This is a genomic window from Acidovorax sp. CF316 (assembly GCF_000276605.1).
Lineage (GTDB): Bacteria > Pseudomonadota > Gammaproteobacteria > Burkholderiales > Burkholderiaceae_C > Acidovorax.
On the sequence record NZ_AKJX01000020.1, the window covers coordinates 24,156 to 40,411 of the forward strand.

The window sequence follows — 16,256 nt, forward strand, 5'->3', positions numbered from 1 at the left end:
GGAATCAATCAAGGCAAGTGCCACTCAGGGCAGGCTTCTGCGGAGCCAGCCGGCCAGTTGGCCGGGGGATTCGGCCACGACCACGTCGTCGGAGCCAAAGCGCAGCGGTGCCGAAGGGCTGGCGGCGCAGGCACTGCCGGGTGTGTGAGGGGCGTCGAAGCGATCGCCGTCGCCGCTCCTGTCCTGCAGCGGCACGATGAGCCAGTAGGCGGCGGCCATGACCTGGTTGGCGGCGCAGTCGATGGCGCCGGCCACGCCGGCATCGCCCGTGAGGTATGTTCTGGCCGCTGAGAACGGCACTATGGCCGTGTTGGACGCATTGTTCAGGCCCGCAATGAGGTCAGTGACGTCACGGTAAGTCGGGACCGAACTGTTACCGGGCACTGCAGGATCTGGATCCCTCGTACGCTCCGTGACCACGGCAAGATCGGCATCCCTCCCAGGGTCGGCGAGGTTAGCAGCCCGGAACACTGAATAGCGAGCGAGAAACTTGTCCGTAGGCATCGGCAGGCCCATACTCACGTAGGGGAACCAACCCACCTGGTTGCCGGCGGCACAGTTGCCGTTCGGCGGGTTCTCATAGCCATCGGCCACCGCATCCGAGTCAGGACATGGCAGCCGGCCATGGCGCAGCGCAAAGGCCCGCACGATGGACTGAAGTTGCTCAGCCTCGGCCCGGCCGCGCTCGATCTCCTGCTGGGCAGTGACGGTTTCATAACCGCTGAAGGCAGCCCACGACATCAGTCCGGCCACCACCAGCGCAATGGCCATTTCCACCATGGAAAAGCCGCCCTGCGCTGCTTGGTGCCACCGACCGGTGTGCCGACAGGATGCCCGGGAGGTCATTGCGCCTTCCCTCCTGGCAAGGACGACGAGGCCGCAGCCGGCGCGGCTACGCCCGCTGGGACGTAACTCTGCAGGTTGCGCGCATCGGTGCTGACGCGCTCTCCGATGACCCGCAGTTCGGCCAGGATGGCTTCCTTTCGCGCCATGTCCTTGGGGGAGGTACCTTGGCCCATGCGTTGCAGCTCGGCGTTCAGGGCCTGCACCTTGGCGCTGCTGTCCAGCATGCTGCGCAGCGCCTGGAAATAACGCGGATCGAATCCCGGAGGAGACGCCGCCTCCAGCTCGTCCACCAAGGCCCTCATCTTTTCGGGTGATGCCTGCATCCCCTGCGCGCGCAGTGCATTGAATTCCGCGCGGACTTCGGCCAGACGCCGGCGACGCTCCTGGACCTGCGCCTGCGAAGCGGCGTCAGCCGCCTTGAGGACGGCAGGTGCCGAGGCGACTGGGGTGATTACCGCACGCGGGGCCACCACCACCGGGGGCTCCGTGTTTTCGGGCAAGCGTCCAGAGATCCACATGCCACCAGCCAAAACGGCCAGCAACAACAGGCCCAGGCCCGTGCCGATCAGTACTTCCTTGCGCATTCAGTGCCCTGCCCGGCATAACGGGCAGACCTCGTCAAAAGAACAGTTTCCAGAGCATCCAGGCGCAGTTTCTCGCGCCAGGATCGAAAAATCGGCCGACCGCATCATTGCCCACCCCCGAGGGTGTGCCCCACCGACTGCCGCACCAGGTCATACACCGGCAGCAGCAGCGCGACGATCAGGAACAGGAACAACGCACCGGCAATCAGGATGATCACGGGTTTCAGGATTTCGGCCAGCGACTTGACCACCACTTCCAGGCGCTTGCGGTAATCCTCGGCCAGATGGGCCAGTTGCTGGTCCAGGCTTCCCGACTCCTCGCCCACGGAGATCATGCGCACCGCCATGGCCGGGAAGCCGCCCACGCGCCGCATCGACGACGACACCGATTCGCCGCGCGACACCGATTCGGCCACCTGGATCAGGCGGGTGCGGTAGTAGCGGTTCTTGGTGGCACGCCCCAGGATGCGCAGGCTGGACACCAGGTCCACCCCGGCCCGCACCAGGATGGAGAGGTGCTCCGTCATGTGCGCCATGCCCGAAGACACCAGCAGCGTGCGCGAGATCGGCAGGCGGTGCAGCAGGTTGTAGGTGGCCAGCTGGAAGCTTTCCGAGCGCTTGAACAGCACGGTGCCCGTGATGGCGACCACGGCGACGACGAGCAACACCCAGGGCAGGTGGGTCGAGAGCATGTTCGCGAACGAGACGAGGCCTTCGGTGATGGGCGGCAGCTTGGCCTGCATCTGCTTGAACAGCCGGGCCATGTTGGGCACCACGTAGTAGATCCAGAAGATCGCCACGCCGATGATGGTGCTGAACACGAAGGCCGGGTAGATCAGCGCGGTCTTGATGTCGCGCTTGATGTTGATCATGCGCTCCACATGCTCGGCGGCCTCGCCCAGCATGCGGTCGAGCGTACCCGTCTGGTCGCCGATGGAGACCAGGTTGCGCACGGTCTCGGGGAACACGTCGGGGTGGCGGTTGAAGGCCTCGGTCATGCCCACGCCGGCGTTCAGGTCGTCGAGCATGTTGCGCGCCACGTAGGCCATGGCGCGGTTCTCGCTGGTGTCGCTTTCGTCCACCAGGGTCTGCAGCGCATCCAAAGCAGGCACCCCGGCACGCATCATGAGACCCATGTCGCGCAGGAAGCCCGCCAGGTCTTCGCCGCGCACCTGGCGGCGAAACAGGTGCATGAGCATCTCGGAGAAGAATGCCATCCAGCCCGGGAAGCGGAACAGGCTGAGCACCGTACCGTCGGTGTCCGACTCGATGCGCATGCGCACCGACACCTCGCGCTTGACCGCCAGGCGCAGCAGGCCCGAGCGCACGCCGCCATGCGGCAGCAGCACGCGGTAGTAGTAGGTATTGAGGGATGAGGCCATGGGTCGTGTCCGCCGAAACGGTTCAGTCCTCGCCTACCGTGCGCAGGATCTCGTCCATGGTGGTCTCCCCTGCCAGCACGCGGTTGCGCGCCAGGGTCAGGATGGGGCGCATGCCCGCCCCCATGGCACGCTGCCGAATCTCGGCACGCGTGGCGTCCGATGCAATGGCGTCGGCCAGGTCGCGGTTGACGACCAGCATTTCGTACACCGGCAGCCGGCCCAGGTAGCCCGAGTCACGGCAGTGGTGGCAGCCCACGCCGTGGAACACCTGCGGCGCCGAGTCGGGGTTGGTCAGGCCCAGCCAGCGGCGCTCGTCCTCCGTCGCCAGGCGGGGCTTGGCGCAGTGCGGGCAGATGCGGCGCACCAGGCGCTGGTTGATCACGGCGACCAGGTTTTCGGCGATGGTCTCGGTGTCCACGCCCAGCAGCTTCAGGCGCGGCATCACACCGAAGATGCTGCCCACGTGCAGGGTGGAGAGCACCAGGTGGCCGGTGGACGATGCATCCAGGGCCGCACGCGCGGTCTCGGAATCGCGGATTTCGCCCACCAGGATGATGTCGGGGTCGTGCCGCAGGAAGTGGCGCATGGCGTTGGCGAACTCATAGCCTGCGCGGCGGTTCACCTCAGTCTGGCAGGCCACGGGCACGCGGTACTCGACCGGATCTTCCACGGTGAGCACGTTGCGCTCGATCAGCGGCTGCATGCGCAGCGCGGCGTGCAGCGTGGTGCTCTTGCCCGAGCCGGTGGGGCCGGTGATCAGGATCAGCCCGTGCGGCTTGGAAAACGCCTTGGCCATCACGGCTACGTCCTCCTGCAGAAAGCCCAGGTCGGCCAGCTTGTCCAGGCTGCTGCGTTCGGGCAGCAGGCGCAGCACCATGCGTTCGCCGAACTCGGAGATCAGCGTGGAGACGCGGATGGTGTAGTTGTGCTCCATCACCTGCGCGGTGAAGCTGCCGTCCTGCGGCAGGCGCTGCTCGCTGGCGTCCATGTCGGCCTGCAGCTTGACGTAGACCACCAGGCGGTCGAGTGCGGGCGACAGCGCGAACACGGGGCGCAGCACGCCGTCCACGCGCAGCAGCACCGAGCGGCTGCGCGCGGTGGGCGCCAGGTGGATGTCGGTGGCGCGCTCGCGCACGGCCAGGTGCAGCATGTGCTCGAGCAGGCGGGCGGGGCTGTAGGCGCGGTCGATGTCGGCTTCGAGCTTGCGCACCTCGCTCTCGACCAGACGGGTCGGCGGGTTGTCGGCAAAGTAGTAGTGCTGCTGGATGGCCTGGGCCACGCTGTCGAACTCGCCTTGGAAGAAATGGCAGGACTTGCCCAGCTTGCGCAGCACCAGTTCGCGCACGGCGTCGGGCTGGGCATCGCCCAGCACCACCTCGATCTGGCCTTCGTGCTCACGCACGGGCAAGAAGCCGTAGGTCAGGCACAGCGAGCGGTTGAAGACCGCGGCCACGGCCGGGTCGGGCTCGGGCATCTCGGCCGCGTTGATGAACATCAGCCCGCGCTGGCCGGCCAGCTGGCGTGCCACTTCGTTGGCGCTGGCAAAGCCCAGTTCCACGAGCAGGTTGCCCATGGGCACCTTCTCGATCTTCTGTTTTTGCAGCACGTAGTCGATCGCCACGGGCGAGACGACACCGGCGCTCACCAGGGCGGAGCCCAGGGAGGGGCTTTTCTCCTGCAGGGCAGCCAGACGCTCCACCGCGGAAGCGCCGGGCGGCAAATCAAGACTGGCGTTGTCCATCACGGTTTCAGCGGGCGGATACATGCGGATGCTGCTCCAAAATAAAGAAGGTCAGGTCGTCTGGCTTGCCTGTAGGGGCCAGACCGTTTTGCTGCTGAAAGCGGGCGAGCGCCTCCCCAGTCTTGGAGCCGAAGAAGCCATCGTCCAGCTCGCGCGCATCCAGCAGGCCCAGGCCTTTAAGCTTGACCTGCACGTTGCGCGTGGCCTGCTGGGCGGCCAGGATGTGGCGCGCCTCGCTGCGACCGAGCCAGGCCACCCAGGCATCCTTGCCTTCGGTGAACCGGCAGACACGGGGGCTGGCCTTGAGCGCGTTGGCGGCATGGGGCTGCAGCAGGCGCTGCACCTGCAGCACATCGTCGGCGGTGGCGGCGGCCTTGAGCTGGGCTTCGCAGGCCATGCGGGGAGTGACCTCGGCCACAGGCACGGGTGCGGAGGCCGCAGCCGCGAAAGGAGGCTCGGCGGCAGCAGATGCGGCCACGGCTGTCACAGGCTGCGCGACTGCAGGGGCCTGCGCCGCGGGCGCTGCCATGGGAGCAGGTGCATCGGACTCGGCCTTGGGTGCAACAGCCTGGGGTGCCCTTGCCGCGCTATCGGCCGCCGGTGAAGCACCGCCGCCGGACGACGACAGCCCCCAGCTGGCCAGGGCCACGGTGGCCGTGGTTCCAGCCGCCAGGCCGGCAGCGATCCAGGCCCAGCGGCGGCGCGGGCGCACCACGGCGACGGCGGCAGCGATCGTGGCGGCGTCATCGCCCAGGGCGGGCATGTCCGATACGGCCCGCTGCACCAGCGCCTCGGTGATCACCGAGCCGCGCGTGCTGGCCAGACCGTACAGGCAGCGGTCCAGCACCAGATGGATCTGGCGCAGGTTGCCCTGCGTCACGCGGTGCACGAGGTCCACGGCAGTGGGCTCGATGGACAGGCGCCCTTCGGCCCCCGCCGCATTGACGCGGAAATCAAAATACCGGGGCATCTCGTCCTTTTGCAGACCCGACAGGCGGGCGTGCTTGACGATGCGGCTCTTGAGCTGGCGCAGCTCGGGCGTGGCCAGGGTCTCTTCGAGCTCGGGCTGGCCCACCAGCAGGATCTGCAGCAGCTTTTCCTGCCCTGTCTCGAGGTTGCACAGCAGACGCACGAGTTCAAGCGACTGCACACTCAGGTTCTGCGCATCGTCGATCACCAGCAGGCTGGTTTCATCGGCCTGGTGGCGCTCGATCAGGAACTCCGTCAGCCGGGCAAGGCCCTGCTCCACCGAGTCACTGGGAGGCAGGCCGAAGTCACTCTGGATGGCCGAGAGCAGTGCGCTGTCCTGCAGGAAGGTGTTCAGGATCAGGGCCGAACGGCAGTTCTTGTCCTTGAGGGTATCGAGCAGGCGCCGCACCATGGTGCTCTTGCCCAGCCCCACCTCGCCGGTCAGCAGCACGAAACCCTTGCGTGCCTCAATACAGTGCGCGACCTCCGCGAAATCCTCTTCCAATCGGGGCGTAAAGAAGTACGACCCCGCGTCCGGCGTGGGAGGGAAGGGATTGCGCGACAAACCCAGCGTCGCGTAGACAGGGCTGGTGCTCATTGGCGGGCATTGGGTGTGAACTGGGCCAGGGCCGAGCGCAGTGCAGCAGAGTCGGGGGACAGGCGCAGTGCCGCGTCCAGCGTCGCACGCGCCTCCTCGGGCTTGCCCCTACGGCTGTGGATGCTGGCCAGGTTGATGGCGGCTTCTTCATCGCCGGGCATGCGGTCCAGGATGGCGCGGTACTGCTCGGCTGCGGCCGCATCGTTGCCGGCGCGCAGATCGAACCAGGCCTGCGCACGGATCAATCCCAGGGAGCCTGCGGGCAGGCGCGCCTTGAGGGCCGACAGCTCTCGCTCGGCGTCGGCAGGCTGATTGTTCCTCATGGCAGCCACGAAGCGCGCAAAGCGCAACTCCACAGGCGTATCGTCCACCACGGGCGCGGGCGCTTGCACCTGCGCCGGCTGGACCTCGGCACGGGGTGTGCGGGCGGGGCGCGGCGCTGCAGCGGGACGAGGCGTTGCCGGACGGACATCGGCCTGGCCGGCGGCGGCCTGTGCCACGACGGCAGGCGCAGGGGCAGCAACGACTGCCGCCGCTTGCACCGCGGGTGCGGGCACGGAAGGTGCCGTTGCAATGGCCTGGGGCGCCGGGGCCGGCGTGGCGACCGCCGTGGCTGCCAAGGATTGTGCGGTCGCCACAGGCGCATCCACCACCGCGGTGGCCGCAGCTGCGGCAGGCACTTCGGCCTGGGGCAGCGGTGCCATCTGCGGGGTCGGTGCGGCAGCCGCTGCCACGGGTGGTGGCAGGGGCGCGGGTTGCCTCTGGCTTTGCCAGTACACCCAGCCCAGCCCACCGGCCGCCACCACGATGGCGAAGGCCAGTGCACCGTCGAGCCATGCAGGGCGACCGCCGCGCGGAGCGGTGGCTGCGCATGGCCGTGCCACCGCCACTGCGGGCGCAGCAGGGGCCGGCGCGGCAGGCGCGTCCATGGATTTCAGTGCGTCGTGGATGAGGCTCATAGCACACGCACCCGCAGAACGATCACCAGCTCACGGCTGTTGTGTACCTTGTTCTCGTTGCCGAACAACTTGCCCAGCAGCGGCACGTCGGAAACACCTGGGGCACCACGGTCGTTGTTGGAGTTGCGCTGGTCGATCAGCCCGCCCACCACGACCACGTCGCCATCACCGACATTGAGCGTGGTTGTCAGGCCCTTGTAGCTGACCTTGGGCAGCGAAATGAGGTTCTCGCCCCCCACCGCCACCAGCTGCAGACTGGCCGGATCCACATCGCTCTGCATCGGGTTGAGCAGCAGCTCGATGCGGCCGTCTTCGCGCACCATGGGCAGCACGCCGACCATCACGCCCGAAAACACCGTATCGGTCTGCACGCTCGACGATGTGGTGGATGCGCCGCCACCGGGTACCGTCTGGGTGGAGGCCGATTGCGATACGTAGCGCGAACTGGTGCCCACCGACAGCAGTGCCGGCGTGCCATTGCGCACCTGCACGTTGGGATTGGACAGCACCTTGAGGTTGCCGAAGGCGCGCAGCGCGTTGATCACGATGCCGTAGTTGCTGCCCTGGTAGGACGCGCCGAAGGCAGGACCGGTCAGGCTGCCGATAAGCGCGGCAGGGATGGAGATGGCGCGTGCAGGGTAGCCGTTGCCCGCGTTGGGCAGCGTGCCGTTGCTGCCGCCCAGTTGCATAGGCGAGGAGCCGAAGCCCGTGGCCAGGCGGCTGCGCAGCGAAGTCCAGTCCACGCCGAACTCGAAGTTGTCACCCAGTTGCACGTCGATCAGCTGTGCCTCGACATAGACCTGCTTGCCCAGCACCTTGTGGATCTGGGCCAGCATCTTTTCCACCGTACGCATCTTGGACGGGCGCGCCTTGACGTAGAGCGTGCCGGTCTGCGGGTTCAGTGTGAAACCGCCCTCTTCCTTGATTGTGGTCACCGACGGGCCTTGTGCCCCGGGACCCCGGGCCACGTTCGACGCGCCGGTTCCGTTGGGGGGTGGCGTCCCTGTCCAGGCAGAGGGCGTGGTAGGGGTATAGCCCGGCGCCTGGACGTTTGCGCCTTGCTGCTGCTGTTCCAGCCGGTCCTTGACATCGTCTTCCAGAAGGGCCTTGAGCGCGCTGGCCACGTCGGCGTAGGGATCGGCAGAGCTGCCGCCGGAACCCGACATGGTGAGGCTGCCCTGCTGGGCGCCCGAGCCGCCGCTGGAGCCACCACCGCCTCCGCCGCTGCTCCCACCGCCGCCGCCATTGCTGCTGCCGAACACATTGCCGCCCGACCCCATCTGGATGCTGGACTTGGTGTTCAGGAAGTTGAGCGAGAAGAACTTTTCCTCGGTCAGGCTCACCCGCAGCGTGTTACCGCGGAACTCGCCCGCCACATCGTAGGTGCGCATGACTTCGTTGAAGCCTTCGCGCAGGGTCACCTGGCGCAGGTACATGTCGGCCAGTTGACCGCCGCGCAGCACGTTGGGGTCCACGATCAGGTTGAGGTTGCCGGCATCGGCAAACGCCCCCAGGATCTGACTGATGCTGGCCTTGGACATGGCCACGTTGATCAACTTGCCTTCGAGGGGATCGAACACGGGTGCCATCGGTGCGATCACCGGTGCTGGGGCGGGCCTGTTCAGCTCCGCCAGCAGCAGTTGCTGGTGTTCCAGCAGACGCTTGGCCTCCTGCACGGCGTTTTCACGCATCCGGTCAGCGGCTTCGGTGTCCGGCGCGGGCAGGCTGGAGGCACTGCGCGGCGGATTGTTGGCGCACCCACTGAGAATGAGCGCGGCACACACCAGGGCCAGGGGCTTGAAGATCGGAGGATGGGTCATATCGCTGTCCTTGGCACCGCTTGGGTGAGTCATGGATTTCTTGAAAATGGGTTCGTTCTTCTGCGCGCGAAATTCAGGCGGCCGGGTAAATCCACAAGCCACAGCAGAACAGGGACACGGCCTTGCCTGCGTTCATCACGGCAAGCTCCTGATGGGGCCCTGGACGTTGTCCGGGGCTGTCCCGGGCACACCGGCCTTGAACTGCTGGCTGCTGATGCTCGCCAGCGAACCATCGGGCCAGCGCAGCGTTCCCACCCGCAGCCCGACCTCGGGCAAGGTCAGCGTCTGGCGGCCCAGGCGTTCGGAGATCACGACCCGGTTGGGCTCCACCTTGGTGATACGGCCGCCTTCGGGCAAGCGCGCACCCTGGCGGGCCAGGCGGTCGTCGATCACGACGGACTGGGTTTCCGCGGCCAGGTTGTCCAGGTGCAGCGACATCGAGCGCGCGGGCATCTGCACGCTGCCGACGATTTCGCGTCCCGGCGCGGGCAGCGCGATCAGGGTTTGCGGATCCACACCCCGGCTAGCGGTCTGTTTCTGGATGCGGGCCATGGCGTCGAAAGCCTCGGCCACGCGCGTTTGGTCGGTGCGCAGCGCTTCGGGCAGGGCGGCCAGCGACATCTCGGGCGGACGCACATTGGGCGTGCGGGCCTGGACCAATTGCACCACGCCGTACATCGCCCATCCGAGCAACGCGACGGCAACCACATTCAAGAGCAGTGCTGCGTATTTCATGGTTTCATGTTCCCGGGTGCGGCAGCCTTGGCAACCAGTTCATAGGAGAAAGCGCCTTGGGACGGCTCGGCGGGATCCATGGCCTTGAGCGTCCAGCCGGCGGCGGACATCAGGCTCACCCAGCGGGTCACCGATGCCGAGGCGCCGGGTGCGACCACGCCATCCACGCGGAAGGCCCGCGCGCGGTTCGGGTTCTGGTTCTGCTGGGTCGCCTCCAGCTTCACACGCACGATGCGGATGTCACTGCCCGTGGAGGCCTTGAGCACGGCCAGGAAGGCCATGGGGTCGTAGCGGGCGCCCTCGTCCAGCGTGCGTGAAAAGTCCGCCACCGGCAGCAATTGCTGCGGGGCCTGAATGGTGCTCACCGCCTGGATGCGTTGCTGCATTGCCGCGAGCTGCGCGCGCTGGCTCTGACCTTCGTCGCGCTGGGCGTCGGCCTGCTGGCTGGTGAACGCCCCCAGGGCGACCAGGGCCCCGCCCACCACCGCCGTGAGCGCCGTGATCGATGCCACCCAGCGTTCCGCACGCCAGGCCACCCGCTCCGAAAGGGGATTGAGGGCATGCCGGCCTGCCGCGTCACGTGCCAGCACGGGCATCACCGTCTGCACCCGTTCGCCGGCAAGCGACAGCTCCGCCGCCTGCATCACCACCGGTGCGCTACCCAGCACCCCTTGCAAGGCTGCAACGCAGATCTCGCCATCGGCAGGCTGGGTGCTCCACAAGGCACCCCACTCGACTGCATCGGGACCCAGGCGGCTGAGCAAGGCGCTCTGGTTGGCCACCAGCACCTGGGCAGAGCTGGTCATGGCCGACGCGCCCGAACCCAGCGCCTGGGTAGACGCGAACACCATGCCCTCTTCGCTCTGGGCAAAGCACATCAGGCGGCGCTGCGAGAGCAGCAGGCGCGCCTGGCCCACGTCCACGCCATTGCACAGCAGGCCACCGGTGGTCATCACCAGGCAGTGGTCGTTCTGCTCCTGCGCCCACTGCGAGCTGCGCTGCCACAGGTCCAGCGATACCGCCGAGAAGAAGGCCTGGAAGCCGCCAGGCACCTTGAGCAGGCGGTGCATGATGATGTGGGCCGAGCCCTCCACCAGGCCCTGCGTGCGCACGCGCTTTTCGATCAGCGCCGTGGCGTATTCGGACTTGCCCTCGAAACGCCAGACATCGGTGAAGACGTCGTCGAGGTCCAGCACCACCAGCGCGGTGTGCGTGAGCCGGGGCCAGGCAGGCACATCCTGCGCCTGGTGGCCATGGCAATGCACCCACCCGGCATTGGCGACGCGGTAAACATGTTCGGCGGCAGCGCTCATGGCATCGTCCTGGGCGGTGGGGCGACGGAAACCGTCTGGAAGTACAGCGTGCCGCTGGCACCCAGCGTCAGCCCCTTGTCACCCGGTTGCGGCATCTGGAAAAGACCCGTTTCGGGTGACAGGGTGGCGACCTCGAAGAGATCGGCAACGAAGATGGATCCCGCGCCGCCGCGGCCGAGCTCGCCCAGGAACTGCGCAGCCTCCACGCGGGTGGCGGGCCCGGTCGTGCGACGCAGCTTGCGCTCGCCCCACTGCGCGGGGTCGAACCCCAGGCGGTCTACCTGCTGCGCCACCTGCTTGAGCGACTGCATGAGGCGCTCGCGCTGCTCCACCTCGGGCATGAGGCTGCGGGCGCTGTCCAGGCTCTGGCGCAGTTGGGCCGCCTGCTGGCGCTCGAACGCCAGACGCTTGAGCCCACTTTGCGCCAGCCAGGCGCCACCCGCCAGCAAGGCGGTGGCCAGGGCCAGGGCCCCGAGCTTGACGGTACGGGTGCCGTTCAATTACTGCTCCATGATCCAGTGGGCGGTCAGCAGGATGACCTGGTCCTCGTCCAGCTTGCGGCCATCCGTCGTACCGCCAGCGCTGCCGGACGTATTGATCACCGCCTGGCGCGTGTCGCTGGTGTTCATCTGGGTGCTGTTGCCCGCCACGTTGATGGCCACGCCCTGGGTGTTGTTGGCCTCCCACTGGGTACCGGGCGCATTGGCTTCGGTCGCAGCTGTCTGGTGGGCCGGACGGCCCTGGATACGGAAGCGGCCTTCGCGGGAGTCGGGCTTGCCGTCGATCACCTGGTCCATGTAGCGAGCCAGATCGGGCGTGAGGCCGCGGATCACCATCACGTTGCCGGCGCCACTGGCAACACCAGCGTCGTTGAACTGGAAGCAGACCTGCAGCTCGGCAGGGTTGCCGTTGGAGTCGATGTACAGGAATCGGTCTTCGTGCCCTTCACCGCGGCCGGGGGGCATGCGCACACCGGCGCGTGTCATCAGCTCGCGCAGGTTCAGGCCTGCCAGCGCCTTGTCGCCTTGGCCGACGGTGTCTGCCGCATAGCCCTGGCCAGCGCAGATCTTGGCACCGCGGTTGGTGAAGCTGGCGGGAATGCCGGGCACGGCCATGGACCCCGCGCGGGCGCAGGCATTGCTGTTGTTGATCGAGGTTTCGGAACCATCGATCATGTACGTGGGGGCCTGCTGGCAATCGCCCACCACCACACCGGTGCGCTGGTAGTACTGGTCGTAGGACATCTTCCACTGGTAGGCGAACTTGTTGATCGCCTTCTGGTACTCGGCATTGCGCTGCACATCCTTGGCGATGGCCACGGCACCGATGATCAGGCCGATGACGGCCAGCACGATGGCCAACTCGACCAGGGTGAAACCTTGCTGGACCTTGCGGCCGAGCTTGCGAAACGATTGCATCTGTTTCATCGAAATCTCCGACGAGGTGTGAGTGATGGGTTGTGAGAAAAGCGGTAGCAAGGCTGCTACCAGTTACTGGTTCATGCGGTAGATGGCGGTGACGATTTCCACCTGGTCTTCGTCCAGGCTCTCGTTGTTGTTGGTGCCGATCTTGTCGCGGTTGGTGCGGTTCCATTCCTGGCCAGGCACATTGGGGGTACCGTTCAGAACACCCTCCCGGCGGAAGCGGCCTTCGCGCTCATCGGGCTTGCCGTCGATCATCTGGTCCAGCGAACGGGCCAGGTCAGGTGTCAGGCCGGTGATCACCATGACGTTACCCGCCCCATCCCCCACATCACCGACGCCCGCACCAGTAGCCATCGGCTTGTTCCACTGGAAGCACACCTGGATTTCCTGGGGATTGCCGTTGCTGTCGAGGTATACATAACGGTCTTCGAGGCCTTCGGCACGGCCTGGGGGCATCCGGACACCGGCACGTGTCATCAGCGTGCGCAGATCACGGTTCACATCCGTATCGAAAGCGCGGGTCATGTTCTGGCCCTTTGCACCTCGGCAAATGGCCGATGGAGCCGTCGCTCCAGTCATATCGCGGCCGGACCGGACATCGCCAGGCTTGGCGGCGGCAGCGATGAATGCAGCGCCGTTGACCATGTTTTGCGGAGCCGTCTGGCTATCGCCCAGCACCACGCCGTTGCGCTGGTAGTACTGGTTGTACGCCTGCTCCCACTGGTCGATGAACTTGTTCTTGATCTTGGTGTACTCGGCATTGCGCTGCACATCCTTGCCGATGGCGACAGCACCGATGATCAGGCCGATGACGGCCAGAACGACCGCCAGTTCGACGAGGGTGAAGCCTTGCTGGCGCGCCGAGCGCAGGCCACGTTGGGGTTTCTTGAAGAAGTTTTTCATGATGGTGTTCCCTGGCGCGGCTTACTGGTTCATCTTGTAGATGGCGGTCAGCGTGATGACCTGCTCTTCATCGCGCGAATTGCCGTCCGCCGGTGCGGCGGGTACGGCGCCCTGCCCGGAGGTGTTGTTGACAATCCATTGCAGGCCCGGCTGGTTGGGTGTGCCGTTGGCGATACCCTGCCTGCGGAAGCGCCCTTCCTGCTCATCGGGCTTGCCGTCGATCATCTGGTCCAGCATGCGGGCCAGGTCAGGCGTCAGGCCAGAGATCACCATCACGTTGCCCGAACCGGCAGCCGTCGATGGCTTGTTCCACTGGAAGCAGATCTGGATTTCCTGGGGGTTGCCATTGGTATCGGTGTAGACGTACAGGTCTTCCTGGCCCTCAGCACGGCCTGGGGGCAAACGCACCCCGGCCTGGGTCATCAGGGTACGAAGCTGGCCTGCAACGGCACCGGCACGCACGTCCGCCACGGGAGCACGCTCGCAGACAGGCGCCGGTGCATTGACAGCAGCAAGACTCATGTCGCCGCCAGACAAAGGTGCAACGGCAGGCACCGCCACCGTGCCAAAGGCAGTGCCGTTGACCATGATCCGTGGCGCCACCTGGCTATCACCCACCACCACGCCCGTGCGCTGGTAGTACTGGTTGTAGGCCTGCTCCCACTGATCGATGAACTTGTTCTTGATCTTGGTGTACTCGGCGTTGCGCTGCACGTCCTTGCCGATGGCGACGGCACCGATGATCAGGCCGATGACGGCCAGAACGACCGCCAGTTCCACCAGGGTGAAGCCCCCCTGTGCAGCCTTTTGGCCGGCCGAGCCATGTTTGCGCCGCGAAGGCAGGACGGAAAAAAATGGTCGCATGGTGTCCTCAGGCGTTGAAAAAAGGCATACAAAAAAAAGATTGCTGAATGTAACGACTGTAAACAATGCCTAACTGAAGTCAAGAAAAAAACAATCCATCGTTTGGGTGGTTTCTGGCCGTTTTTTTCAATCCCGATCGCACTGGCCTGCACTGTTGAAAAAGGCTGTTTTCATAGGCAAATCCAAGGAAGAACAGGCTTTTTTCAGATCTCTCGAAGCGGTAGCGAAGCATCCCCCATCGCCTGGCAATTGGCCATAGTGCTTATGTATTAGAGAGACAACGAAACACAAAAGAAACAAATAAGTACTGTTTTTGATAGATTTCATCTATCGCATTTGCACAGTGAATCGACCTGGTCCCGCCAAAAAATCTGGTAAGCACCTGCGCGATTCAAAAATGGGGATGCGCGACACCGCATGCAGCCTGTTGCACAGGCCATGCGAAAGGGAAAGAGCCTCTTGTCAGCGGCCCGGGATACAGGCCTGTGCAAAGGCGCCGAACAACAGGCGAAGGAGGAACTCCCTGGCCAGAAGAGGTTCGCAGCGCTCTGGTGGCAAGGCCCTAAGAACCTGTCCCCGCGCCTGCGCGGTCAGGCGCCCTTGAGGCGAAAGCGCGCCACCACCTCGGTCAGGCGCCCGGCCTGGTCGCGCAGCGACTCCGATGCCGCGGCCGACTGCTCCACCAGTGCGGCGTTTTGCTGCGTCATGCTGTCGAGTTGCGAGATGGCGGTGTTCACCTCGACCACGCTCTGGCTCTGCTCCTCGATGGCGCTGGCGATCTCACCGATGAGGCTGCTCACGCGCTGCACCGAGCCCACCACCTTGTCCATGGTCTGGCCCGCCTCGCCCACCAGCCTGGCACCGCCCTCGACCTGGTCCACCGAGCTCACGATCAATTGCTTGATCTCACGGGCAGCGTGTGCGCTGCGCTGTGCCAAGGTGCGCACCTCCGTGGCCACCACGGCGAAACCGCGCCCCTGCTCGCCCGCGCGGGCAGCCTCCACGGCCGCATTGAGCGCCAGGATGTTGGTCTGGAACGCAATGCCATCGATGACACCGATGATGTCGCCGATCTTGCGCGAGGAGGTCTGGATGCCGTCCATGGTGCTCACCACGCGGGCCACCACCTCGCCGCCCGCCACCGCCACCTCCGACGCAGCTGAGGCCAGTTGGTGCGCCTGCTGGGCCGACGCCGAGCTCTGGCGCACGGTATCGGTTACCTGCTGCAGCGCGGCCGAGGTCTGCTCGATGCTGGCCGCCGCAGCCTCGGTGCGCACCGACAGGTCGTGGCCACCGCTGCTCACTTCCTGGCTGGCCACGGCAATGCTGTCGGCACTGCGCCGCACATCACTCACCGACGCATTGAGCGCCCCCTGCATGCGCGCCAGCGCCCGCAGCAGGTCGCCCAGCTCGTCGCCACGCGTGGAGCGCAACTCGCCGGTCAGGTCGCCATCGGCAATGCGGTCGGCAGTGCTGGCCGCAAAGCTCAGCGGCACGGTGAGCGAACGCGTCAGCAGCCAGCCCACCGCCGCCCCCATGGCCAGCGCGGCCGCCATCATGAGCCAGATGCCCCACAGCACGGTGCGGTAGCTTTGCGCACCGGCCACATTGGCCTGCTCCACGCCCGCGTCGTTCACCGTGCCCAGCTTGCCGATGGCATCGGTGGTGGAGCGGAAGGCAACCCGCGAGTCGCCCCGCAGGAAGGCCATGGCGTCGTCGGTCTTTCCCTCCCGCAGCAGGGCCAGCAGCTTGCCCTGGGTGTCCTTGTAGCGGCCCACAGTGGTCTTGAAAGCCTCGAAGAGCTGCTTTTCCTCTCCATCCGAGAGCGTGCCCGCATAGGCCTCGAGCAGTTTGGGCACCAGGGTCCACTGCTTGTCGATGCGCGCGCTTTCGTCCTGGATGGTCTTGGCATCGCCGCCCAGCATCATCTGCAGCTCGGCTCGCCCGCGAGCTGCTGCGTGCTCGGCAGCCAATTGGTGGCCAGGTCAACCACGCTGCCCTGCACCCGGTTGACCCGGTTCACCGCGAACAGGCCCATGGCCAGCACCAGCAGCAGCAACAGGCCAAAACCCAGGCCCAGACGCAAACCGACACGCAGATTCGACAGGGGCATGCTCG

15 protein-coding genes are annotated in these 16,256 nt (G+C 66.0%); all 15 read right to left on the reverse strand.

The genetic code is table 11. The annotated features are described in order from the left end of the window. Positions 1–24: 24 nt before the first annotated feature. The 15 genes from PMI14_RS02760 to PMI14_RS33320 all read right to left on the reverse strand — a co-directional run bounded on the left by PMI14_RS02760 (position 25) and on the right by PMI14_RS33320 (position 16,251). Positions 25–846 carry a type II secretion system protein gene (locus PMI14_RS02760; protein ID WP_007849202.1) on the reverse strand — a complete coding sequence of 274 codons (822 nt, stop codon included), beginning with the start codon at positions 844–846 and terminating at the stop codon, positions 25–27. After that, entirely contained in the window at positions 843–1,430 is a 588-nt protein-coding gene (locus tag PMI14_RS02765; RefSeq protein ID WP_007849211.1) for a hypothetical protein, read from the reverse strand. The genes PMI14_RS02760 and PMI14_RS02765 overlap by 4 nt, the downstream gene beginning before the upstream one ends. Before the next feature lie 104 nt (positions 1,431–1,534). Further along, a complete protein-coding gene (locus tag PMI14_RS02770) occupies positions 1,535–2,812 on the reverse strand; it encodes a type II secretion system F family protein (RefSeq protein WP_007849213.1) in 1,278 nt (425 codons plus the stop codon). A gap of 22 nt (positions 2,813–2,834) precedes the next feature. After that, positions 2,835–4,577: a GspE/PulE family protein gene (locus PMI14_RS02775; RefSeq protein WP_007849214.1), complete on the reverse strand. Its 1,743-nt coding sequence runs from the start codon at positions 4,575–4,577 to the stop codon at positions 2,835–2,837. Continuing rightward, the gene (locus tag PMI14_RS02780) at positions 4,561–6,120 is read right to left on the reverse strand and encodes an ExeA family protein (protein ID WP_007849218.1); all 1,560 of its coding nucleotides are present in this window, start codon (positions 6,118–6,120) and stop codon (positions 4,561–4,563) included. The genes PMI14_RS02775 and PMI14_RS02780 overlap by 17 nt, the downstream gene beginning before the upstream one ends. Continuing rightward, positions 6,117–7,079 carry a tetratricopeptide repeat protein gene (locus tag PMI14_RS02785; RefSeq protein WP_007849230.1) on the reverse strand — a complete coding sequence of 321 codons (963 nt, stop codon included), beginning with the start codon at positions 7,077–7,079 and terminating at the stop codon, positions 6,117–6,119. The genes PMI14_RS02780 and PMI14_RS02785 overlap by 4 nt, the downstream gene beginning before the upstream one ends. After that, on the reverse strand, positions 7,076–8,899 hold the full coding sequence (mshL, locus tag PMI14_RS02790; protein ID WP_007849235.1) for a pilus (MSHA type) biogenesis protein MshL: 1,824 nt from the start codon (positions 8,897–8,899) through the stop codon (positions 7,076–7,078). The genes PMI14_RS02785 and mshL overlap by 4 nt, the downstream gene beginning before the upstream one ends. A 135-nt stretch (positions 8,900–9,034) precedes the next feature. Further along, the gene (locus PMI14_RS02795; protein WP_007849237.1) at positions 9,035–9,634 is read right to left on the reverse strand and encodes a hypothetical protein; all 600 of its coding nucleotides are present in this window, start codon (positions 9,632–9,634) and stop codon (positions 9,035–9,037) included. Continuing rightward, on the reverse strand, positions 9,631–10,947 hold the full coding sequence (locus tag PMI14_RS02800) for a hypothetical protein (RefSeq protein ID WP_007849240.1): 1,317 nt from the start codon (positions 10,945–10,947) through the stop codon (positions 9,631–9,633). Before PMI14_RS02800 ends, PMI14_RS02795 begins: the two co-directional genes overlap by 4 nt. Next, entirely contained in the window at positions 10,944–11,447 is a 504-nt protein-coding gene (locus PMI14_RS02805) for a hypothetical protein (protein WP_007849244.1), read from the reverse strand. Before PMI14_RS02805 ends, PMI14_RS02800 begins: the two co-directional genes overlap by 4 nt. Then, positions 11,448–12,374: a type II secretion system protein gene (locus PMI14_RS02810; RefSeq protein ID WP_007849247.1), complete on the reverse strand. Its 927-nt coding sequence runs from the start codon at positions 12,372–12,374 to the stop codon at positions 11,448–11,450. It abuts the gene before it with no gap. A 63-nt stretch (positions 12,375–12,437) separates the two neighbouring features. Then, positions 12,438–13,274, reverse strand: coding sequence for a type II secretion system protein (locus tag PMI14_RS02815; RefSeq protein ID WP_007849248.1), 837 nt, complete (start codon positions 13,272–13,274; stop codon positions 12,438–12,440). A 21-nt stretch (positions 13,275–13,295) separates the two neighbouring features. After that, on the reverse strand, positions 13,296–14,138 hold the full coding sequence (locus PMI14_RS02820; RefSeq protein ID WP_007849251.1) for a prepilin-type N-terminal cleavage/methylation domain-containing protein: 843 nt from the start codon (positions 14,136–14,138) through the stop codon (positions 13,296–13,298). Positions 14,139–14,728: 590 nt separating this feature from the next. Continuing rightward, a complete protein-coding gene (locus tag PMI14_RS02825; protein ID WP_158279170.1) occupies positions 14,729–16,063 on the reverse strand; it encodes a methyl-accepting chemotaxis protein in 1,335 nt (444 codons plus the stop codon). After that, the gene (locus PMI14_RS33320) at positions 16,063–16,251 is read right to left on the reverse strand and encodes a hypothetical protein (RefSeq protein WP_007849255.1); all 189 of its coding nucleotides are present in this window, start codon (positions 16,249–16,251) and stop codon (positions 16,063–16,065) included. The genes PMI14_RS02825 and PMI14_RS33320 overlap by 1 nt, the downstream gene beginning before the upstream one ends. Positions 16,252–16,256 lie beyond the last annotated feature (5 nt).